This window comes from Oscillibacter sp. PEA192, assembly GCF_003574015.1.
Classification (GTDB): domain Bacteria; phylum Bacillota; class Clostridia; order Oscillospirales; family Oscillospiraceae; genus Oscillibacter; species Oscillibacter welbionis.
Map to the genome: position 1 here is coordinate 1699079 of NZ_AP018532.1, position 22063 is coordinate 1721141.

Consider the following 22063-nt stretch of genomic DNA (forward strand, 5'->3'; position numbering starts at 1 on the left):
TCTCACTCCGGGGTCAGCCCCGGTGCTCCCGCCGGTACTCCGTGGGGAGCTGTCCCGTCACATCCTTGAATGCCCGGGTGAATTTCCCCTGGCTCTCGTAGCCCACGGCGGCCGCGATGGCGGCGATGCTCCCGCCGCTCTCCCGCAGCAGCTCCATGGCCCTGCGCACCCGGTACTCTTTCATATAGGTGGCGATGGGCAGGCCGTACACCGCCTTGAACACCTCCTTCAAGGTGGAGGTGTTCAGCAGATACCTGTGGGAGAGCTCCTCAATGGTGTACCGCCGGTCCAGGTGCTCGGTCAGCAATGCGTGGATCTCCTGGATACGCGCCGTCTGCTGGGAGCCGTACCGGGTCAGCTCCCGCCCGCCGGACTCCAGCCCCTCCAAATACAGCAGCAGCTCCTGGAGCTTCAGCCGGAGATAGGGTAGCCGCCGCATCTCCGGCTGCCGGTACAGGGGCCGGAAGATCTCCTCCAGCTCCGGTCCCGCCGGAAGGGCGAAGGTCCCGCCTCCGCAGAATTTTTCCGCCAGCCTCTCGGCCTGGAAGTCCGCCTCCGCCAAGATGGGGGGCGGCGACTCCGCCAGATGGGTCAAATCCACGCAGATCATCAGCCCCGCGTACATCTCCGCCGGGAAGTGCATCACAGAATCCGCGCAGCAGTCCGCACTGTGGAGGGACAGATCGCCCTCCCCCAGATAGACCGACATGCCGTCCCGCAGGTCCCAGCCCACCCGGCCCAGGCGGCAGTGGTTGATCTCCAGCGTGGACCGGGCCGCCTCGTGCCGGAAGGCGGCATAGGTGCCCAGGACCGTGTTGAAGGACGCCTCCACCCCCGGAAAGACCGGGTAGACCTCCATCCGTCCCCGTCCATCCGTCTCTCCCTGAAATGTCCCGGTGAACAAAACCCCAGGTTCGGCCGCAGGGCGCCCCACGATCTCCATAGTCCCCTGCGGCAGCTCCGCCAGAGCCATCCGCAGGCAATCCGCTTGCTTCATTCCGCCGCTCCTTCCCACCTCACGCCGAGGGGCAGGCAATCTCCACCATCGCCTCAATCATGTGGTGCAGCAGCTGGGCCCGCTCCGTCTCGGCAGCCTTATAGTAGACCTCTTTCCCGTCCCGCCGGCTGACGATCAGGCCGCCGGCCTTCAGCTGCTTCAGGTGGTGGGACACCGCCGGGGAGCTCATCTCCACCATGGAGGAGAGGTTGATGACGCACTCTTCACAGTGGCACAGCAGCCAAAAAATCCGGATGCGGCTGCCGTCCCCCAGCTGTTTGAAGATGTCAGCCACTGTCTGGAAATCGTCCACGCTGGGCATCTGTTCCAGCTCCCGCTCCATGGACTGTCCATGGTCGTGGGGCAGCTTCTTTTCTTCCATCGGTCGTCCCTCCTTCTGGTTTTGTATTCTACCACACCCCGCGCCATTCTGGAAGAGCGAAAATATGCCGCCCCGCATTGGCCCAATCGGAAGGAGTTTTTGCCCAATCGGAAGATTCTCTCCCTCCCCCGTTGACTTGGGGGGCCGCCCCGTGTATGATAAGACCATAGATTAAATAATTGCTTAATCGTTTTGCTCAATTGCTGAAGGGAGACTTTTATATGAAAAAAACCTATAAGATCGATGTGGACTGCGCCAATTGCGCCAACAAGATGGAGGAGGCCGCCCGGAAGACCGAAGGCGTCCAGAGCGCCACCGTGAACTTCATGGCGCTGAAGATGATCGTGGAATTCGCGGAGGGGCAGGACCCCAAGGCCGTGATGGAGCAGGTCCGCAGAAATTGCAAAAAGGTGGAGGACGACTGCGAAATCTACCTGTAAGCGCGTTTTTCAGGAAAGCACCCCCTCCGGAGGCGGGGTGTTTTCTTTCCCAAAACAATTAAACGTTTATTGAATTATCAGCCGCACGGAGCGGCTCAGATCGGAAGTGAACCTCATGAATAAAAAGCAGAAAATCATGCTGATCCGCATTCTGACAGCGGCGGCCCTGCTGGCTGTCCTGCATGTTCTCCCCGTCACAGGCTGGATGCGGTTTGGGCTGTACCTGATCCCCTATCTGATCGCAGGTTACGACATCCTGCGAAAGGCCCTGAAGGGCATCCAAAACCGCCAGGTGTTCGACGAGAACTTCCTGATGGCCGTGGCCACTGTGGGCGCCATTGCCCTGGCCCTGTACGAGCGGAGCGGGGATTACACCGAGGCCATCGCCGTCATGCTGTTCTATCAGATCGGCGAGTGGTTCCAGAGCTATGCAGTAGGCCGGAGCCGCCGGAACATCAGTGAGCTGATGGACATCCGCCCGGACTACGCCAACGTGGAGCAGGACGGGAAGCTGGAGCAGGTAGACCCGGACGAGGTGTCCATCGGCACCGTTATTGTGGTCCAGCCCGGCGAGAAGGTTCCTATCGACGGCACTGTGGTGGAGGGCGCCTCCACCCTGAATACCGCCGCCCTCACCGGCGAGTCCCTGCCCCGGGAGGTCCGGGAGGGGGACGAGATCATCAGCGGCTGCGTCAACATGACCGGGCTGCTGAAAATCCGTACCACCCGGGAATTCGGCGAGTCCACGGTGTCCAAGATCCTGGACCTGGTGGAGAACGCCTCCTCCCGCAAGTCTCGGTCGGAGGACTTCATCTCCCGGTTCGCCCGGGTGTATACCCCCGCCGTGTGTTTCGCCGCCCTGGCCCTGGCCATCCTGGTCCCTCTGGCCCGGACGCTCCTTCTGGGCCTGCCCGCCGGCTGGAGCGTCTGGGTCTACCGGGCCCTCACCTTCCTGGTGGCCAGCTGTCCCTGCGCTCTGGTCATCAGCATCCCTCTCAGCTTCTTTGCCGGCATCGGCGGGGCCAGCAACGCCGGCGTACTGGTAAAGGGCTCTAACTATCTGGAGACTCTGTCCCAAACCAAAACGGTGGTCTTTGACAAGACCGGCACCCTGACCCAGGGCGTGTTTGAGGTCAACGGCATCCACCATCATGAGATGGAGAACGAGAAGCTGGTGGAGTACGCCGCTCTGGCGGAGAGCGCTTCCAGCCACCCCATCAGCAAAAGCCTGCAGCGGGCCTATGGCCGGGAGATCGACCGCAGCCGGGTGACGGATGTTCAGGAGATCAGCGGCAGCGGCGTCATCGCCAAAGTGGACGGCGTGGAGGTAGCCGCCGGCAACGACAAGCTGATGGACCGGCTGGGCGTGCCGTACATCCCCTGTCACAGCGTAGGCACCATCATCCACATGGCCGTCGGCGGGAAGTATGCCGGACATATCGTCATCTCCGACGTGGTGAAGCCCCACGCCCGGGAGGCTGTCCAGGCGCTGCGGTCCGCCGGTGTTCATAGGACCGTCATGCTCACCGGCGACGCCAAGCCGGTGGCAGACCAGGTGGCCCAGTCCCTGGGCATCGATCAGGTTTACGCCGAGTTGCTCCCCGCCGGAAAGGTGGAAAAGGTGGAAGAACTGCTGCTGGACAACTCTGAGCGGGGAAAGCTGGCCTTCGTGGGGGACGGCATCAACGACGCCCCGGTCCTCAGCCGGGCGGATATCGGTATTGCCATGGGCGCCATGGGCTCCGATGCCGCCATCGAGGCCGCCGACGTGGTCCTGATGGATGACGATCCCGCCAAAATCGCAAAGGCCATCCGGATCTCCCGCAAGTGCCTGCGGATCGTCTATGAAAACATCGTCTTTGCCATCGGCATCAAGCTGGCGTGTCTGGTGCTTGTGGCCCTGGGGTTCGCCAATATGTGGCTGGCCATCTTCGCCGATGTGGGTGTGATGATCCTGGCAGTGCTCAACGCCATCCGTGCGCTGTTCGTCAAAAAGCTGTGAACGCGGAAAGCGCCCCGTCCAAGGCTGCACGGGCATGTCCCGGAGTCCGGCGGCAGAGCCCCAGGCAAAGGCAGCCCTCCGGTCAAGCGTGAAGGGACCAAATCCGCACAAAAACCCGGCGCCGGGAATTCCCGGCGCCGGGTTCTGTATGTACAGACCAGGTCAAAATGCAAAGAGTAAATGTCATTTCAGTAAAATTGAACACGGCCATGACGTTCCCTGCTTATTGGTGAATAGCCTGGAATTCCGTAGGGAACTGCAGCTTATGTGATCACAAGATTTTCAAATCATGTGTTCTTTTCTTTCCTGGTGTTTTCAAACACCCAGAATATAGCGCCCAGAATCACAATCCCACCAATTATGGAGCTTTTGCTCAGGGTCTCTCCCAAAAAGGCATAGCTGAACACGGCAGTGAACACAACACCGGAATACTGATAGATGCTGACCTCAGAGGCCGGGGCCTGCTGATAAGCGTATGTCAGGAAGAACTGTCCCCCTGCCGCAAAGACGCCGATCAGCAAAAGCATCACGAATACCTTTGGAGACGGAATCACCAGATTCGGCAGCATCATCAGTCCTGCGCAGACCGTACTCAGTGCGGAAAAGTGGAAGATAATCGCAGATGGGTGCGTGAAATTTTTACAGTAGGACAACATGGTGTAAGCCATGCCGGATACCACCGCTGCCAGCAAAGCCGCCAGAAGCGGGAACGGGTTGGAGTCGAAGGACGGCTGCATGGCGATATATGCGCCCACAAGACACAGGATCGTTGAGGCGATCTTGACGGGAGTGATCTTCTCCTTCAGGAAAATACCGGCGAGCAGTGTGACAAATACCGGAGATGCCCGGTTCAGCATAGCTACATCCGCTTGGCGGGCGTGACCGGCCGCATAGAAGAAGAGCACGATCCCCAGAAAGCCGAAGAACGACCTTCCCCAAAGCGCCCAGCCTCCTCGTTTGATCTCCTGAAAAACCTGCAGGTTTTCCCGTCGGACCATAACAGCTGCAATAATCAGGCTGACAAGATTGCGGAAGAAGGTCTGCTCAAATGTCCCCACCTCTTCAGAGCTCAATTTGACAAATACCTGCATGATGGAAAAGGACAGCGATGAGACCAGCATCAAATATATAGCTTTGGTTTTTTTGTTTTTCGTAATCAGTCTCTCCTTTTATATGGCAACATACAGCGTGGCCGTCTGCACGGGAAATCAGCGCAGACGACCGGAATACACTTCCGGTCGTCTGTTCCGATCCCACCCGGGGCCTGCGCAGCAGAAATCAATAGTCGCCGTTGTAACTGGTTCCGTGGGGCGTTGTCCAGCTATAATCTCCCAGCTTTTCCGCCTTTGTCTCCTCGCCGTTGGCCACACGCAGAAGCAGCTCGTAAAGCTCGCGGCCGCTTTCTTGCAGGCTCAGTTCCCCATACAGCATGGGAGCTGCGGAGTAGTCGATCATGTCCTCCAGCGCCGTCGCAGTCTGGGGGTTGCCTGTGATCTTGATGGTCGTCATACATGCGTTGCCGATGGGGTTGCCCCGCCCAGTGGTGAAGAGGCAGATATGGCATCCGCTCATGGCCAGCGTGGTGGACGCATAGGCATCATTGGCGCCCTGTGCCTGGTTGATGCCCCAGGCTCCCGCGCCGGGGACCGGATCACCGCAGTCCAGGATCCCCAGGATCCGGCGATGTCCCTGGGTTTTGAAGCTGCCCAGGTTCTTCTCGGTCATAGTGGTCAGTCCGCCCGCCTTATTGCCGGGAGTGGGATTGACCTGGGAGAGGCCCTTACCGCCTCTGCGGGTGCAGTCCTCATTGAAGAAATCTCCGATATCCATCAGGCGCATGCCGATCTCATAAGAAGCCGCTGTGGTGGGATAGCCGCCGCGGCCACAAACCTCCACCGCTCTTCCGCCGGCGGACAGGTGCATATCGATTGCCTCACCCACCACCGGATTGGCGGACAGGCCGCTGGTCCAGTCAGATCCGCCGTTATAGCCGCCGATAATCAGTCCGCTGAGGGGGCAGGGTTCGCGCTTCTGGGCCTCTGCCTGCCGCTTCAGATCCTCCACAGCTGCAATCCCGTCCTGGATGGCCTTGGTGACACCGCCGTCCGCCTGGATGCTGATATTCACCACCGGCCGGCCAGTCTTACGGATCTCCTCCGCCACATCTTCAGGATCTGTCTGCTGGCACCCCAGGGACAGCAGTACCACGCCAAAGGTGTTCGGGTGCGTGCCGGTTGTGATGAATCCTCTGCGGGTCCGCTCAAAGCGATCCGGAAACTCACCGCAAGCCGCATCGACAAACGTGGCGGGGACATTGCAGGCAGCAGAGATCCGCTGCGCCGCATTGTTGGAGCACTGAACCAGAGAGATCACCACCACCTGGTTCCGGATCCCAAAGGAACCGTCTGCCCGCTTATAGCCCATGATCGTCTCCGGCAGGCCCAACTCTTCCTTTTTGTATTTATGGTGGATCGTGTAATCCATGGCATCCGGTGCCATGGAGCGATAGTAAGCACGCTGTTCCCGGTTGATTTCCTCAAAGTCATCGTAAACATTGTGCTCATGTACCCAGTCTCCCTTTTTGATGAACTGGGTGGCCACGCCGATATGTACACCATACTTGATGATCTCGGCTCCTTTTTCGATATCAGTGCGGGCGATTTTGTGCCCCTCTTTGATATATTCGTTGGCCGTGATCTCCTCACCAGCCACTAGTGTGCACTCACCCGCCTGGATAGGCTCTACGGCAACTGCGACGTTGTCGCTCTCCTCAATCAGCATGCTTTTTTTGTAAATTTTCATTCCTGTTTACTCCTCCAGTAATTTAGGATTGGTGTTCTCTTACCGTAATACTGCGGCGATGCGATCCATGATCTCCTCGATCAGATTTCGGGGTGCAGCCAGGTTCAATCGTTCAAATCCATTTCCCTCTGGGCCGAACATACTGCCTTCGTCCATCGCCACATGGGCCTGATACAGCATCTTTTGGCGCAGTTTTTCGGCATCCGGCTCCAGTCTCCGGAAGTCAATCCATTGGAGATAGGTCCCCTCCAGAGGGGAGATCTTGACGTCTCCATTCCAAGTATCTTCCGCAAACTCCCGAACGAACTGGTCATTTTTCTGAATATAAGCCAGGCATGAATCCAGCCAGGCTTCCCCGTGGTCCCAGGCAGCCTTTGCAGCAACGGGGGCAAAAAAGTTCGGATGGGCACGACAATACCGTGCGAACATCTGGTCAAATCGTTTCCGGCGTTCCTCATTGGGGATCATAATGCAGGAAAAAGAAAGCCCCGCCAGATTGAATGTTTTGGATGGAGCATGGCAAACGGCACAGTTTTCCGCATAGTTCTGGCCCAGCGAGGCAAACACGATATGCTGGTGGCCCGGGAAGATCAGATCGCTGTGGATCTCATCTGCGATTACAAACACATGATGCCTGCGGCAGATCTCGCCCACTCTGCGGAGCTCCTCCTCCGTATAAACACGGCCCACCGGATTGTGCGGGTTGCTTAAAACGAAGGCCCTGCATCTGGGGGATGCCGCTTTCCTCTCAAAATCTGCAAAGTCGATCTCATAGCGCCCATCCCTGAGCTGTAACGGACTGTTTACAACAACCCGTTTCTGCTGCTGTATCGAATCAGCGAAGGGATAATACACCGGTCTCTGGATCAGGACCTCATCGCCTTCCTCCGTCTCTGACAGCAGCAGGAGATTGATGGCTGTCACGACACCGGGGGTAAAACGGAACCAGTCCGCCGCCGCATTCCAGCCATTTCTCCGTTGCTGCCAGCGCAGATAGGACGCAATAACCTCATCAGTGACTTTGGTATATCCATACATGCCGTTCTTAGCTGCCTCAATGATGGCTTCCTGAACCTCCGGAAGCGTCTTCAGATCCATATCTGCAATCCAGGCGGGCAGAACGTCTTGGGTTCCAAAAGTCTTTTCCAGTTCAGCTGGCTCCCACTTAACCTGCCCCCACGGCAGGCGGCTTTCAAAGTGGTCAAAGTCAAACGTTTTTTCCATCCTTACCTCTTTCTGATCCTAAATCGGGATTTATCACAGGCCATTAATCTCCCTCACAAAATGGCATTTGACAAAATGATCCTTTTCGATCTCTTCCAGCTGGGGCTCATTTTCAAAACATTCCGGCTTCGCATATACACATCTGGGGGCGAAGCGGCAGGACTTTGTCACGTTGATAGGCGAAGTGATCTCACCCTTCAAAATGATCTGATTATCCGGCGCATTGTACTTGGGCAGCGGGATCGCAGAAATCAATGCCTTTGTATAGGGATGATATTGGTGGGCAAAGATCTCTGCGGATCCAGCCTTCTCTACCATCTGTCCCAGATACATCACCGTGATATCATCGGAGATATGCTTGACCACGGACAGGTTGTGGGTGATAAACAGATATGTGAGATTCCGCTCCTTCTGGAGCTCCATCATCAGGTTCAGAATCTGTGCCTGAATGGACACGTCCAAAGCAGAGACCGGCTCATCGCAGACCACCAGCTTGGGATCCAGAATCAGCGCCCGGGCGATACCTACCCGCTGGCGGCGTCCACCATCCAGTTCATGCGGATACAGGCCATAGGTTCTCTCTGCCAGTCCCACCACATCCATGATCTCACGGACTTTTTTCTGCTGCTCCTCTTTGGAATTGCAGAGCTTATAGATCTTCAAAGGCTCTGCGATGATATCTCCGATGGACATTCTGGGGTTCAGAGATGCGTAGGGATCCTGGAAAATGATCTGCATATCCTTGCGAAGCTCTTTCAGCTGCGCCTTGGTCACGTCCGAGATATCCTTTCCCTGAAAGATAATCCGGCCGCCTGTTCTCTGATGCAGGTGCAGGATCACCCGGCCCAGTGTAGACTTTCCGCAGCCGGATTCTCCCACGATCCCCAGCGTCTGTCCCTCCCGCAGACCGAAGGTGACGCCATCCACTGCATGGAGTGTCCCCTTTTTGGTGGCAAAATACTTTGTCAGGTCTTCTACTCTTAAAATCTCAGCCATACTCAAACCTCCGTGTCAGAAAAACGGTTGCAGCGGACCATGTGAGAGTCCGAAAGCTTCACCGGCTTGATTTTTCCGGTCTGGCAGGCTTCTGTCGCATAGGGACATCTGGGGTGGAACTTGCATCCATCCGGAAGGTTTGCGGGGTCCGGTACCATGCCCTGAATCACTTTCAGCGTAGATGCGTCGTTCTCAATATCCGGCAGAGAGTCAAACAGACCGATGGTATACGGATGCCGCTTATCTGTATAAATTTCCTTGAGGGTTCCGGATTCCACGATCTCCCCGGCGTACACCACCGCGACCTTGTCGCAGATCTTCGCCACAACGCCCAGATCATGAGTGATGAGGATCAGGGAGGTCTGATACTCCTGCTTCAATTTTTTCATCAGCTCCAGCACCTGCGCCTGGATCGTCACGTCCAAGGCTGTGGTAGGCTCGTCCGCGATCAGCAGCTCTGGGCTGCAGGCCAGGGCGATAGCGATCATCACCCGCTGCTTCATGCCGCCGGAAAACTGGTGGGGGTAGTCGTCGCAACGGGCGCCGGGGATACCCACCTGCTCCAGCATCTCCATAGCACGCTTCCGGGCCTCGGCCTTCGAGATCTTGTTGTGCAGCAGGATCACTTCTGCAATCTGATCTCCTACCCGTGTCACCGGGTTCAGGGAAGTCATGGGATCCTGGAAGATCATGGAGATCTTTCCGCCGCGGATCCGGCGCATCTGCTTTTCTGAGAGTTTCAGCAGATCCTCTCCCTCAAACAGGATCGATCCCTTTACGATCTCTCCTGGCGGATCCGGCACCAGCCCCATGATTCCAAGGGCCGTGGTGGTCTTTCCGGCACCGGTCTCCCCCACCAGGCCGATACTTTCGCCCCTCTCCAGAGAAAAGGTGATGTCATTCACCGCCTGCACAGTTTCCTCGTCTGTCACATAACGGATTTCAAGGTCGTGCACTTCCAATATATTTTCAGCCATACCGTACTCCTTTCACCGCTCACTTCTTCAATCTGGGGTCCAGGCAGTCCCGCAGGCCATCTCCTACAACGTTGAGTGCATAGACCACCACCATGATGGCAAGGCCGGGAATGACCGTGAGGTAAGGTTCTGTCCGGATGTACCGCCGGCCGGTGGACAGCATTGCGCCCCACTCCGGCAGCGGAGCCTGAATGCCAAATCCCAGGAAACTCAGAGCAGAAGCGGAAATGATGGCGCCCGCCATGGCCAGTGTGGCCTGCACGATCAGAGAGGAAATAGAATTGGGAAGAATGTGGTGGACAATGATACGCCAGTTATTGGCGCCGATGGCTCGGGCCGCCTCGACAAACTCCTGTTCCCGTGTTGACATAACTGCTGCCCGCACCACGCGCGCGAATTTTGGCGTAGAAGACAGGCCCACCGCCAGCATCAGGTTGAACAAGCTGGAACCCAGTGCCGTGACAATGCACATGGCCAGCAGCATCTGGGGAATGGCCATGAACAGATCCATACAGCGCATAATGATATTGTCCAGCTTGGGATAGTAGGCTGCCAGGACACCCAAAATTCCGCCTGTAATGACAGAAATTCCAACCGCCAGGAAGCCGATGGCCAGAGAATAACGGCTGCCATAGATCAGGCGGCTCAACTGGTCCCGGCCAAGGTTGTCTGTGCCGAAAATATGCTCTGCGCAGGGCGCGATCATGGCACGGCTGGCATCCTGATCATCATATCCGTATGGTGCGATCTGATCGGCGAAAATTGCGATGAGAACGAAAAGGATCAAAACGATCAGTCCCACCAGCGCCTGCTTGTTCTTTTTAAAACGTCTCCAGATTTCGGAGAGCATACTGTGATTTTTCATGCCGCCTTCTTCTCTCCTCTCTTCTTGAAACGGAAGAACCCGCTCTTGGAGCTCTCATACATGGTCTTCATGCGGGGGTCAATAAACGTGTAGATGATATCTACAATCAGGTTCAAAATGGCCGAGACAAACGCGATCAGCAGCACACATCCCTGCACGGCAGCATAGTCTCGGGCATTCATGGAATCCACCAGGTACTTTCCCACGCCATTGATGGAGAAAATCACCTCTGTGACAATGGAGCCGGCCAGCAGAACACCTAGCTGCAGCCCGATTACGGTGACAATGGGGATCATAGCATTTTTCAATGCATGGCTCAGGATTACCATCCAATAAGTCTGGCCCTTTGCCTTGGCCGTGCGGATATAGTCCTGCCGCATAACCTCCAGCATGGAGCTGCGGGTTGTCCGCATGATAGTGGCAGAGGAATTCACGCCCAGCGCAACCACCGGCATGATCATCTGCGTCCAGCTATTCCCGTAGCCCGAAGCCGGAAGCCAGCCCAGTCCAACGGAGAAAATCAGAATCAGCATCAGGCCCTGCCAGAACATCGGCATGGAAATTCCAAATAAAGCGCACCCTGTGCACAGAGAGTCCAGAATGGTGTTCTGTTTCAGAGCAGCTACGATTCCGAAGAATATTCCAAGTATAATGCCCAGAACAATGCTCCATGCGGAGATATTGAATGTTACAGAGAAGCGCACGAGAAGTTCGTTCAAAACCGGAGTTCTGGAGCGGTAGGAGATTCCAAGGTCCCCCTGAAACAGGCCCAGCAGTGTCCTTCCCAGCCGCTCCCAGTAGGTCCCGTTGATCCCCATCTCAATGCGGTATGCCTCAACAGCTTCCGGCGTGGCGTTATCTCCCAAGGCCAGATAAGCAGGATCACCAGGAGAAAAATAGAGAATTGTAAAAACAACAATGGTTACACCGATCAATATGGGAATGATCCATAAGATTCGCTTGATAATGTATTTCAGCATGGTTCGTTTTCCTCACTCAACCAGCGCGGCGCCCCGGAGGCCACCGCTTTTTTGTACTGTCATGTAAAAAAATAGGATGGGTGAATAATTGTTGTATTATCCACCCATCCCTTGGATCAAATCAAACCCTTAATCCGGAGAATCATTTTACGCGAAGTAGCAATACTTCAGCAGCGGAGCCTGGAATGCGCCATTGCGGAAGCCCTGCAGATCGCTGGTGTAGCAGTGGATATCCTCCTGCTGATAGATGGGAACGATGACACATTCATCCAGCACCTTCTGCTGGATTTCTGCATTCAGTTCGCTGCGCTTTGCAGAGTCCGCCTCCATAGCAGCAGCATCAATCAGGGCATCCATCTCAGGATCGCTGTATCCGAAGATGTTGTTGGCGTTATCGGTGTAGAAGAATCGGTTCGCATAGTCAATATCGCCGTTGGTGGCAGAGATGCCCCAGGTATAAATATCGAAGTTGTGCTCCACCTTCAAAGCCTGAGAGTTTGTGGCAGCGTCCAAAGCAACGATCTCCACATCAATACCGATCTGCCCCAGTGCATTGGCAAAGAACTCACCATAGGCCTGACGCACAGCCATGTGGCCCACGTGATATCTGCAGGAGAACCCGTCGGGGTAACCGGCCTCTGCCAGCAGTTCTTTGGCCTTCTCAAGATTATATTCATAGACCGGATAATCCACATGATAGGGAGAGTCCACATCCGCGATGGAATCAGGAATATTGCTGGGCAGCAGGCCTTCCGCGGGCTGACCGACGCCGTCCATGCAGACCTCCCATGCACCGTCAATATCCAGTGCATAAGCGATAGCCTGGCGGACACGGACATCGTCAAAGGGAGAATTCCGCAGATTGAAGCTCAGATAGCAGTTGTCCGTCGTATACTCACGGAATACCACAACATCAGAATTGGCCTCGGCAGCCTCGATATCCACGCCGGAAAGATTGTAGCACATATCTGCGCCGCCGGTCTCCACCTCGATGTAGCGGTTGCCATCTTCGGAAATCACTCTGAATTCCACATTCTTGATGGCAGGCTGGCCCTCCACATAGTAGTCGTCGAAGCCCACCAGACTCACGCTGCTGCCGATAGACCATTCGCCCCAGGTATAAGGACCGGTACCGATGTCCATATTGGCCCAATCCCCGTTTCCTTCCTCATATCCCTTCTGGCTGAACATCACGCAGGTAGGGAATGAGAGGTTGGCGATTACAGGCATATAGGGTTCGTCCATCACGATGACAAAAGTCCTCTCATCCACCGCATAGCTGTTTTCCAGATCCATATGGTCGGTAACAGAGGTGTTGGAGCTCTCCCGCAGGCAGCGCAGAGAGAAGAGGCAATCCTCGGCCGTCAAAGGCTCGCCGTTATGGCACATGACGCCTTCCCGAAGAGTCATTGTCAGCTCAGTGGCATCATCGTTGAATTCCCAGGATTCGGCCAGAAGCGGCTTGTACTCTCCTTCCGGCACTGTGCGCTCGATCAGGGTCTCGTAGACATTTGCCTTGATCTTCAAAGTATCATTGGTGCTGCTTCCGTTGATAGGGTCCTTGTCTGCCATATCTGCCTGAACGGCAATAGTCAGAGTATCTTTCGCCTCTCCCCCATCATCGCCGTTTCCGGCATCTTCTGTGCCGCCGCCACATGCAGTTGTCAACATGCAGAGACACAGCACGGAGGAAAAAATCCGCAGCAACTTTTTTTTCATAACATCTCTTCTCCTTTTTCATATTTTACAATCACCGGTTTTCACCGGAAACTGCCATTTTTGTTGCCCCCTTTAAAACCGGTCATAGCTGACGATTTCTTCCATATTCTTTTTTGTCTTCCGGGGGCTGTTGTCCGCACCATATCCGAGCGCTACCATAGATACGACCCGCGCAGATGCCGGAACATGCAGCAAATCTTTGACCGCATCTTCTCTAAATGCACAGATGATACACGTATCTAACCCCTGTTCTGCCGCTTCCAGCAGAGCAAATCCTGTGGCCAGAGACATGTCCACTACATAGCCATATTGCCCGCAGGGCATTACAAAATCTGTGCGGTCCGTAGCGCAGAACACCAAAAGTACATCTGCTTCCTCCACCATGGGCTGTGTCTCAGCCTGCTGGCGGATCTGCTGCTTCAAGGCACTGTCCCGTACCACGATCACCCGGATATTCTGATCGTTATGTCGGGAAGGCGTCAGGCGGACAGCCTCCAGAACTGCATTGAGTTTTTCCTGTTCCACCTTGCGGGGCAGATAGCTCCGCACACTTCTTCTAGCCTTCATGGCCCCTATGACATCCATGCCTTTTCCTCCAAAAGCCGCTGGTCAGCGGACCATCTCCTGAATCTCCTCCAGCGTCTTGCCGGCCATCCCCAGCTTTTCTGCGGTGCGTCCCTCTTTCCAGAAGTCCCGACCGCAGACAGCACTGGCGATATTGACAAAGGCGTCCATCATCGGGGTGGGGATGCCCAATGCATGGCCCACGGAAGCCAGAGGTACCAAGCCGGACATGGTATCCTCCACGATGAACCGGTGCTTGGTATTGGTCGGGTTGCGCAGAGCGCGATAGGATTCGATGCTCTGAATCAGATCATACAGGCTGTCCTTCGGCTCCAGCTTGTAGGTCTTGACCAGCATATCCCCCAGCGCCAGCGCATCCACGCCCAGCGCCCTGCATACAGCGACACGCTCCTTGTCGCAAGCGGAGATGATATCGGCAATATGTGGGGTGATTCCCTCCATGTAATAGTCGTAGCTCTGCCCCAGATCCATCTTGTTGATGTTCATGAGGCTGGGGATGGGGTGCAGCATGGCGCCGGCGCCCTCAAAGCCGGTCTCCAGCACATTGGCCGCAGGCTGCAGGCAGGGGAAGATGGGTCCCAGCACTTTCATCAGGCGGTCGATATCACTGGCGGGCAGTGTCGCCACCGGCACGTGGACCTTCAGGCCCGTGTGAAGGATATTGCCGACCTCATAACTGCGGCAGCCATACATCAGGTCCCCCGCCTCCGCAATGATAAGATCCTTGCCGCAGCCATCCTCGCCGCGCAGGATATTGGCGATCTCCAGAGCACCTCCGCAGTGGCCGGGATTCAGCATGACGATCTGCCCATCCTTCAGATAGGGCTTGCAGGCATAGGCGATGCTTCTATGGGCATCCGTAGTAGAGACGACCATGATCACGTCCACGTCATCCATGACTTCATCGATCCGGTCCGTAATAACCGCCGGTGCGGCCTCGCAGGCAATGACGCCGGTGACCTTGATTGTTTTGAGTTCCTGCAGACGATGGATTTTTTCCTTGTCGATGTCATACAGCTTGGCGATATAGCCCTTGCTGGTGAGAATGGCGGCCATGCTCTGTCCGCCTGCGCCCGCTCCGATAATCGCAAATTTCAACATCTTGATTCCCTCCACATTTCATTTTCCTATGGAATTTGAACAAACGTATTTTGCTTTGAAAAAATACCCAAGGGCGTTTCTCCTTAGGTGTTGTTTCCATTTCCAAAATTACCGCGGCTTCTATGCCTGATTGAAGGTGATCTCGTCAGCTCTTTTCCTGTCCGTACTGCTCCTCTCTGCAAACATTGTGTTTTTTGTCTGATCCTGTCCTGTTTTGCTTGTCTTAATTTTATCACATTGACAGGAAATCCGTTTATATGGTATTGTTAGTACTAAATATATGAATTTCATATCTTTACGGGCACACTTCAGGGAGACTGTCTCTCCCGGGCGCACGCCGGATCTCCTGTCCGACTTCCGCGTTTTTCCGGACTGTGACAGGACATTGGAGAGCAATCCCAAAGGCCCCTCAGCAAACTGGGCGGAAAATGCCGAGGCTGTCTAGGGGGGCATTATTATGTACGGAGGGAGGATCCAACATGACGTTCCAACAGCTCAGCTTCGTGGTAGAGGTCGCCAACTGCGAATCCATCAACAAAGCCGCCGAGCGGCTCTATACGTCCCAGAGCAATGTCAGCAACAGCATCAAGGCCTTGGAGGAAGAATTGGGAATCCAGATCTTCCTTCGAACCAAAAAGGGCGTTTCCGTCACGGAAGAGGGGCGGGAGTTCTTGAGCTATGCAAACGAGATCATAGACAAAAAAATTTTTGTAGAAGATCTGTATGCAAAGAGCCACTTCCGCAAGCAGTATTTCAGTGTCTCTTCCATGCGATCCTTCTTTCTCAGCACGCCCATCACAAGGCTTTGGCCGCAGATTTCAGACGGCCACGGCGGCTCTATCTATATCAGGCTGAAAAAACAGTCTTTTTACGATGTTCTGGATGATGTGCAGCACTGCCGCTCCGACCTGGGGATCGTCTTCCTGATGAAATCCCACAGTAATCGGATCACGCGGCTTTGCAGCGTAAAGGACTTGGATTACCATCTGTTGGGGGAGAGCCATATCAGCATCGTCACGAGAGCGGACCACCCCATTCTGCAGGCTCAGGAGACCGTTCCGGTGGAAGACCGTATGACGGACTATCCCTATGTGATTGCAGAAAACCACGAGAATTTCGGCAGATTTTACGATGATGATTCCGAGTCCATCTCTCAACTGTTTCAGTCTCCCCCAAAATGCATCATCTCTATTAACGACAGTGCTGCCAGCCAGGATATTGTGGCCCAATCCGATGCTTTTTTCATCAGTTCTACCCGCTGGCAGCATCCGCAGCACTACCATTTTTCCTCGGTCCCGCTTAAGGGAGAAGATAGTATCCTGGCCCATTATTATGTCACCAAGAAGGGGCAGACGCCTCACCCTTTGACCGCTCCCTATGTGGAAGAACTGAAAAAAATGTTCCATGGTCTTTAACGAGGATATTCCGACATACTGAGCAAACAGCGACATGGAGCAGCCTCCTTCCATCCTCAAATCTCCCCTTCCGAAACACTTCTCTGCCCAGTCTCGTCTCGGCCTCGCATCCTGTGCCTTTTATTACATAAAACCTGCTTGCTCCAGGCGGAGATTCAGAAACTGCTGATCCAGAGTATAACTTGGACCATCCTTGCTCATCCATACCCGGGATTTTTCTCAGATTTTCTTCTATAAAAGAATGATGAATGAGATTTTTTCTGGCGTGGAGGGTGTTCCGGACAGCTACTTTTCCCTGTGGATGACCGTTGGCCGCATCTAAGCGGGAACTCTGCTGGGCTATGGTATCTATGCGGCGATAGCCCCCCAGAATAAGGATGTCCTTCCGAGTCTCGTAAATACGGACAGCATCGTCCCCCCCCTGCCCTGTTCCGTAAAGAGTGGTCTATCCTTCAGCCCGTCTGGAGTTCCTGGCAGGCGCAGGATATGGATTTTACGGGGGCAATACACAGCAAGTAATTGGCTGGACATAGGAATATTTACACAGGTATTGAATAAGATCGGACGCCGCACCAATGGACTTTTGGTGCGGCGTCCCAATATATTCTTCAAAATGACAGCCCCGAGATAGATTTCTAATGTTTCTGAGCCAATTGTTTATGAATGTGTTTTGTCTGGGGACACCGGAAATTTTATATTTCCGCTTCTAACGCTTCTGCAACCGTTTCCAGCAGATCACGGGCGGAAGCCTCTGCGGGCAATTTTCTCCCGCAGGCCACAGCGGATGCAGTCGGATGCCTTTCTGTAAGTCTGGGGCAGAGCCGCATAATACGCCTCCTGGTTGGCAGTGTAGCCCGTGTTGTTCCCCAATCGCTCCGGATTTCTCATGCCGCTTAAAACAGTCAAAGCCCCGTCCAGCCCCGCAATGAGCCGGATGGACCAGGAGGAGGCCGGTCCGGCGGTCGCATCAGCTTGGTACAGCAGCACAGCGGCCTCCTCCGGTAAGTTCATCAGAGCACCTCCCTTCACCGGCTCCACGACCGCAATCTCTTTCCCGTATCTCCGGGCCACCTCATCGCACTTCCGGCACTGGAGATTGGGATCCCTCCCAGTCCGGACAGTTGCGCTGAAGCTGCACCAGCTCAACTATCTGGATGATCTTGGGGGATCTTCTCCAGGGCCTCCGCAGCTCTTCGGAAAGAACAACTGATATGCTGCGCCAACTCCTTGTCTCGCATTTCACGGGGAAACCGGAAGCTGCCAACTGGATCTGGTCCGGGAGCCGGATCGAACCATGACTGTGTGGTAAAAGGGATCGTCATGTAACCCTTGTCATGCTTGCCCTCAGAGCACTTTTTCTCTATGAATTGATGCGCAGCCTCGTTTACAGGGGCATTGGGGAGATATCCACCCATCAGCAGGAAAAGTTCTGTAACGAAGCGGAATTGCGGATGTAAATATCTATTTGACCAGACTGGTAAGGCGATGCATCAATACCGGCAAAAGCCACCGACGCCGTCTTGGAGTGGAAACGGCGGACATCGCCAATCTCCGCCATAAGTTGTGAGCCGAGCGATGGACCAACACCAAATATCCTCATCACCACGGGATATTCCGGGCGTGAAGATGCCCAAGATCGCATTTGCAGTTTTGCAGTTTCAGGGCGGCCAATGCTGCACAGGCCGTCCGGAGTTGAGAGACAGCCCGTTCTGCCAGAAGTCTGGCAGTATCAGTTTTCGGCATAACACCAAAGTGACTACGGGCAGAAGCATAAATATCCAATGCCCTATCTTCGCTGAAGTTGTAGCTATATTTCTTACACCACCTTTGGTATTTGGAAATAAATGCTTTTTCACATAAAACGCAAACGCACTCACAGTTCCAAAATGTCGCTGCGAAGTCCACCATTTCTCGCTGCCATCGGTACGCGGAGGGCTTGAAAACAGGCGGTTTGCGCCCGGAAAAGCTGTGTCTAACAGAGAGATCAGGTTGTTCTTCAACTTTTGAATACGGCTGGTATTGCCTGGCAGCAGTTTCTGCGCATCAATCAGGTATCTATACCTCGCCAAGATAAGCCAGTGGCCAAGACCGTCGTTTGCCGGTTTAATGGCATCCTTCTTGTCGGTCTTGGCACGGCGCAAATTGGCACCAGCGCTGCACTGACTGCCGAAGCATAGAATCCGGAGGCATTCAGCAGTCAGGCTTCCGGTAAATGATAATTACCCGTAGACTCCATTACAACACGGGGCTTGCCTGGCAGCCCGCGAAGCAGTGATCGTTCGCTGTCTGTATGTTGCCCCATTGTGGCTGAATCTTGGGAACGAATGAAGCACGTCTGACGGGTGTGCTTCACCCGTTGTAGTAGCGTCCAAATAGGAGAAAACTGGTAGGAGCCATTTCGATGGAATCGCTCCTGTAGAAAAGGCTAAAAACTTCAAGATATAACCGTTTTCTAAGAGATAAAATCAGAAACAACATCCACGAGATGCGGGGGAGAAAGCTGGCGGGCAGAACAGGATTCAGCTAGTTGATGGGCGGTTCCGTAATCGTTGGAAAAAGGGGCAGTAACTGCTACTGTAATCCAACTTCGGCCTATTTTTTCTTTAGCAAGAATGCCGTAAGATCTGGAAGATAAAGAATGTATCTTAAATACCTCATACTTGTACATGACCAGTCACCTCAGTATCCCCGGATTCTTTTGCTGCATGGGTATGAACAAGAGACTCCTGACGTTTAGATGCAGTTATTGGAGTGCCAGAGGCTTCCATCAGATCTTTCAGAAAGCTATTCATATCAATTTCGAGAAAGACTGCAAGTTTGATTGCGAGAAAAAAGCCAGGCATCTTCTTACCAGATTCAATTTTCTGAATCCATCCATGGGAGGTCCCAACCGCCTCTGCAAGTTGAGCCTGTGTCAGTTGAAATTGCGTACTTTTGAGAAGGACGTGCTTTGAAAAAATTCGTCGTAAAGTTATTTTTGTCATGGGAAAATCCCTCCTTATATAGAGGATTTTAACCATGAACTATAAAAATTTGGACGGACCTATAGTTCTTGTTGGATAGAGCAACAGAAAAACATCGGATTTTGTCGCAAAACACATAAAAGCAAGCCCGCTTCTAGCGAGCTTGCTTGCAGAGATAGATCACGTGTTAAACTGCTCTGCGAAATAGCAGTTTCGTCACCCAATGTCATCCAATTTTCACGTATTCTTGCCTGAGCCTCCTTGCAAGATGTCTCTATCTACTCCCCCTGTTTCATGGATGCTGCCGGAATCAGATATCCCTCTTGCAATACAACCAAGAAAATCATATAATAAATCTATAAATTGTGCATTTTATATAATTTCAGGATGTGGTTGCAGGATGGATACTTACGCCTATCTGGCCCATCTCACAGAAGACGGCCGGACCCAGACAATTCTGGAACATCTCAAAGGCACCGCGTCTCTGTGTTCCGCTTTCGCAGCTGCTTTTGACGCAGAGGCGCAGGGACAGCTGGCCGGTATGGCTCACGACATCGGAAAATACTCCGCTGCCTTTCAGCGGCGGCTCCATGGCGGGCCGAAAGTGGATCACGCCTCTGCCGGGGCTTTCGAGTGTCTGAAAGCTCAACAGCTGGCGGCTGCTTTTGCGATCTCTGGACACCACGGCGGCCTCCCCGACGGCGGCGGCCGGGGAGACGCCGCTGGCGCCGGCACCTTTTGGGGGCGCATCAATCGGGCGAGTCAAGGGAGGCTGGAGGACTATCATGCCTGGCAGAGTGAATTCTCCCTGCCTCATGCAAATACCCCCGCATTTGCGGGAACAAGGCTGGAGGGGATGTTTTTCACGCGGATGCTCTTTTCCTGCCTGGTAGATGCAGACTACACAGATACGGGCGCGTTTATGGACAACAGCCCGTATCTGCCAGCATCGTCCTCCTCTATGGAGGAATTGTGGCGCCGCCTGGAAACCTATGTCTCCGGCTGGTTTCCCCCAAAAGGCGCTCTGAACATGCAGCGATGTGTGATTTTGGAACAGTGCATGTCGGCGGGGGCACAGTATGGACCAGGCCTCTTCACGCTGACAGTGCCCACCGGCGGAGGAAAAACCGTGGCATCCCTGTCCTTTGCGCTGGCGCAGGCCAAAGCCCGCAGGATGAAGCGAATCGTTTATGTGATCCCCTACACATCGATTATCGAGCAGACTGCCCAGGCCTTTCGGGAGATTTTGGGTGATGAAAATGTTCTGGAATTTCACTCCGGTGTGCAGTTCGACCAGCAGGAGGACGATGCATCCAGTCCGGAGGCCGTTCCGCTGACCCGGTCTGTGGAGACGTGGGATGTTCCTGTAATCGTCACCACAGCAGTCCAATTCTTTGAATCCCTTTATGCCTGCCAGCCTTCCAAATGCCGGAAGCTCCACAACCTGGCCCAGAGCGTCCTGATCTTTGACGAGGCCCAGATGCTCCCCCTCCCCTATCTGCGACCCTGTGTCTGGGCGATTGCCCAGCTGGTCCGGCACTACGGCGCTTCCGCTGTTTTGTGTACCGCCACTCAGCCCGCTTTGGACCCCATTTTTCAGGAATTCGCTCCGGAGATCCCCATCCGGGAGATTTGCCCCATGGCCGAAGCGCACTGGGAGTCCTTCCGCCGGGTTTCCTTCCAGCAGGCAGGAACGCTGTCCTGGATGGACCTGGCCGCCCGCCTGCAGCAGCAGGAGCAGGTTCTGTGCGTCGTCAACACCCGCCGGGCCGCGCGGGAGGTCTTCCACCAACTGTCCGGTCCAGGCAATTTCCATCTCTCCACCCTGATGTACCCCGCGCACCGCAGGAGAATTCTGGATGAGATCCGCCGGCGCCTGCGGGATGGGCTGCCCTGCCGGGTGGTCTCCACCTCTCTCATCGAGGCCGGTGTCGATGTGGATTTCCCAGCCGTCTATCGGGAGCTGTCCGGTCTGGACTCCATCCTCCAGGCCGCTGGGCGGTGCAACCGGGAGGGCAAGCGCCCTCCGGAGGACAGCATCGTCACCATCTTTCAGGGAGAAGATCCACCTCCCCGTCTGTTTGAGACCTCCATCGGCGCCGGGAAGATCGTCCTGGATCACTGCCAGGACGTCAGTTCCCGAGCGGCCATACACACCTATTTCTCCACGTTGCTGGATTTGAAAGGCGCGGAAGCTCAGGATGCCCACCACATCCTGCCGCTGATGGAATCGGAGTTCTTCCCCTTCCGCACTGTGGCGGAGCGATTCCACCTGATTGAAAGCCCCACCACAACCGTGTACCTTCCTCTGGAGGAGGGCGCCGGACTTGTGGAATTGCTGCGGAGCGGTCAATACAGCCGCACACTGTACCGCCGCCTGGGGCAATACGGCGTGTCGGTCTATCCGCAGCATTTAGCGGCATTGGAGCAGGCAGGGGCGCTGGAGCATCTGGAGGACGGCTCCGTGGTCCTGCGGGATATTGGGCTGTATACACAGACTACCGGGCTGACTCTGGAGCCCAGCGGTGGAAATGCCCTGTTCATCGGATAGGCCGGAGAATCCATTGAAATACCTATACCAAAATCTGTCTATGGAGCGGTACGCTGCTCCACCC

General features: G+C 54.9%; 19 protein-coding genes and 1 pseudogene. 4 read left to right on the forward strand and 16 right to left on the reverse strand.

All coding sequences use genetic code 11. From position 1 onward, the window contains the following. Positions 1 to 13 precede the first annotated feature (13 nt). Both DN611_RS08435 and DN611_RS08440 read right to left on the reverse strand, forming a co-directional pair. On the reverse strand, positions 14 to 997 hold the full coding sequence (locus DN611_RS08435) for a helix-turn-helix domain-containing protein (protein WP_119311086.1): 984 nt from the start codon (positions 995 to 997) through the stop codon (positions 14 to 16). Positions 998 to 1016: 19 nt separating this feature from the next. After that, the gene (locus DN611_RS08440) at positions 1017 to 1379 is read right to left on the reverse strand and encodes an ArsR/SmtB family transcription factor (protein WP_025544470.1); all 363 of its coding nucleotides are present in this window, start codon (positions 1377 to 1379) and stop codon (positions 1017 to 1019) included. Between the two features lie 221 nt (positions 1380 to 1600). On the opposite strand from DN611_RS08440, the gene DN611_RS08445 reads away from it, so the two are divergent. Together DN611_RS08445 and DN611_RS08450 are read left to right on the forward strand one after the other, a co-directional pair. After that, positions 1601 to 1819: a cation transporter gene (locus DN611_RS08445; protein WP_025544472.1), complete on the forward strand. Its 219-nt coding sequence runs from the start codon at positions 1601 to 1603 to the stop codon at positions 1817 to 1819. A 115-nt stretch (positions 1820 to 1934) separates the two neighbouring features. Beyond that, entirely contained in the window at positions 1935 to 3821 is a 1887-nt protein-coding gene (locus DN611_RS08450; RefSeq protein WP_021751270.1) for a heavy metal translocating P-type ATPase, read from the forward strand. Positions 3822 to 4108: 287 nt separating this feature from the next. Here the strand turns inward: DN611_RS08450 and DN611_RS08455 are convergent, their stop codons facing one another. The 10 genes from DN611_RS08455 to DN611_RS08500 form a co-directional block, all read right to left on the reverse strand. Continuing rightward, entirely contained in the window at positions 4109 to 4945 is an 837-nt protein-coding gene (locus DN611_RS08455; RefSeq protein WP_256264618.1) for a DMT family transporter, read from the reverse strand. 154 nt (positions 4946 to 5099) lie between these two features. Then, complete coding sequence (locus DN611_RS08460) at positions 5100 to 6623, reverse strand: UxaA family hydrolase (RefSeq protein WP_025544473.1); 1524 nt, start codon at positions 6621 to 6623, stop codon at positions 5100 to 5102. 39 nt (positions 6624 to 6662) lie between these two features. Further along, entirely contained in the window at positions 6663 to 7847 is a 1185-nt protein-coding gene (locus DN611_RS08465) for a MalY/PatB family protein (protein ID WP_119311087.1), read from the reverse strand. Positions 7848 to 7880: 33 nt separating this feature from the next. Beyond that, positions 7881 to 8843, reverse strand: coding sequence for an ABC transporter ATP-binding protein (locus DN611_RS08470; RefSeq protein ID WP_025544475.1), 963 nt, complete (start codon positions 8841 to 8843; stop codon positions 7881 to 7883). 2 nt (positions 8844 to 8845) lie between these two features. Further along, on the reverse strand, positions 8846 to 9820 hold the full coding sequence (locus DN611_RS08475) for an ABC transporter ATP-binding protein (RefSeq protein ID WP_025544476.1): 975 nt from the start codon (positions 9818 to 9820) through the stop codon (positions 8846 to 8848). A 19-nt stretch (positions 9821 to 9839) separates the two neighbouring features. Next, the gene (locus tag DN611_RS08480) at positions 9840 to 10685 is read right to left on the reverse strand and encodes an ABC transporter permease (RefSeq protein WP_119311088.1); all 846 of its coding nucleotides are present in this window, start codon (positions 10683 to 10685) and stop codon (positions 9840 to 9842) included. After that, positions 10682 to 11665: an ABC transporter permease gene (locus DN611_RS08485; protein ID WP_025544477.1), complete on the reverse strand. Its 984-nt coding sequence runs from the start codon at positions 11663 to 11665 to the stop codon at positions 10682 to 10684. The genes DN611_RS08480 and DN611_RS08485 overlap by 4 nt, the downstream gene beginning before the upstream one ends. A 147-nt stretch (positions 11666 to 11812) precedes the next feature. After that, the gene (locus DN611_RS08490; RefSeq protein WP_119311089.1) at positions 11813 to 13384 is read right to left on the reverse strand and encodes an ABC transporter substrate-binding protein; all 1572 of its coding nucleotides are present in this window, start codon (positions 13382 to 13384) and stop codon (positions 11813 to 11815) included. A gap of 72 nt (positions 13385 to 13456) precedes the next feature. Further along, positions 13457 to 13969, reverse strand: coding sequence for a nitroreductase family protein (locus DN611_RS08495; RefSeq protein WP_119311090.1), 513 nt, complete (start codon positions 13967 to 13969; stop codon positions 13457 to 13459). Positions 13970 to 13993: 24 nt separating this feature from the next. Further along, positions 13994 to 15070 (reverse strand): NAD/NADP-dependent octopine/nopaline dehydrogenase family protein, encoded by a 1077-nt coding sequence (locus tag DN611_RS08500; RefSeq protein ID WP_119311091.1) that lies wholly within the window; start codon positions 15068 to 15070, stop codon positions 13994 to 13996. Between the two features lie 479 nt (positions 15071 to 15549). On the opposite strand from DN611_RS08500, the gene DN611_RS08505 reads away from it, so the two are divergent. After that, entirely contained in the window at positions 15550 to 16485 is a 936-nt protein-coding gene (locus tag DN611_RS08505) for a LysR family transcriptional regulator (protein WP_025544481.1), read from the forward strand. Between the two features lie 735 nt (positions 16486 to 17220). On the opposite strand, the gene DN611_RS08510 is transcribed toward DN611_RS08505, so the two are convergent. The 4 genes and pseudogenes from DN611_RS08510 to DN611_RS08520 all read right to left on the reverse strand — a co-directional run bounded on the left by DN611_RS08510 (position 17221) and on the right by DN611_RS08520 (position 19469). Further along, positions 17221 to 17496 (reverse strand): hypothetical protein, encoded by a 276-nt coding sequence (locus DN611_RS08510; protein ID WP_136890698.1) that lies wholly within the window; start codon positions 17494 to 17496, stop codon positions 17221 to 17223. Between the two features lie 308 nt (positions 17497 to 17804). Beyond that, positions 17805 to 18781: pseudogene (locus tag DN611_RS16995) on the reverse strand (transposase); the annotation flags it as partial. A 156-nt stretch (positions 18782 to 18937) separates the two neighbouring features. After that, complete coding sequence (locus tag DN611_RS16470) at positions 18938 to 19153, reverse strand: DUF6514 family protein (protein ID WP_021751290.1); 216 nt, start codon at positions 19151 to 19153, stop codon at positions 18938 to 18940. After that, a complete protein-coding gene (locus tag DN611_RS08520; RefSeq protein ID WP_160117417.1) occupies positions 19140 to 19469 on the reverse strand; it encodes a helix-turn-helix domain-containing protein in 330 nt (109 codons plus the stop codon). The genes DN611_RS16470 and DN611_RS08520 overlap by 14 nt, the downstream gene beginning before the upstream one ends. 379 nt (positions 19470 to 19848) lie before the next feature. Between DN611_RS08520 and cas3 the strand changes: the two genes are divergently transcribed. Then, positions 19849 to 21999, forward strand: a complete 2151-nt coding sequence (gene cas3 / locus DN611_RS08525) for a CRISPR-associated helicase Cas3' (protein ID WP_119311095.1) — start codon at positions 19849 to 19851, stop codon at positions 21997 to 21999. The last annotated feature ends 64 nt before the right edge of the window (positions 22000 to 22063 follow it).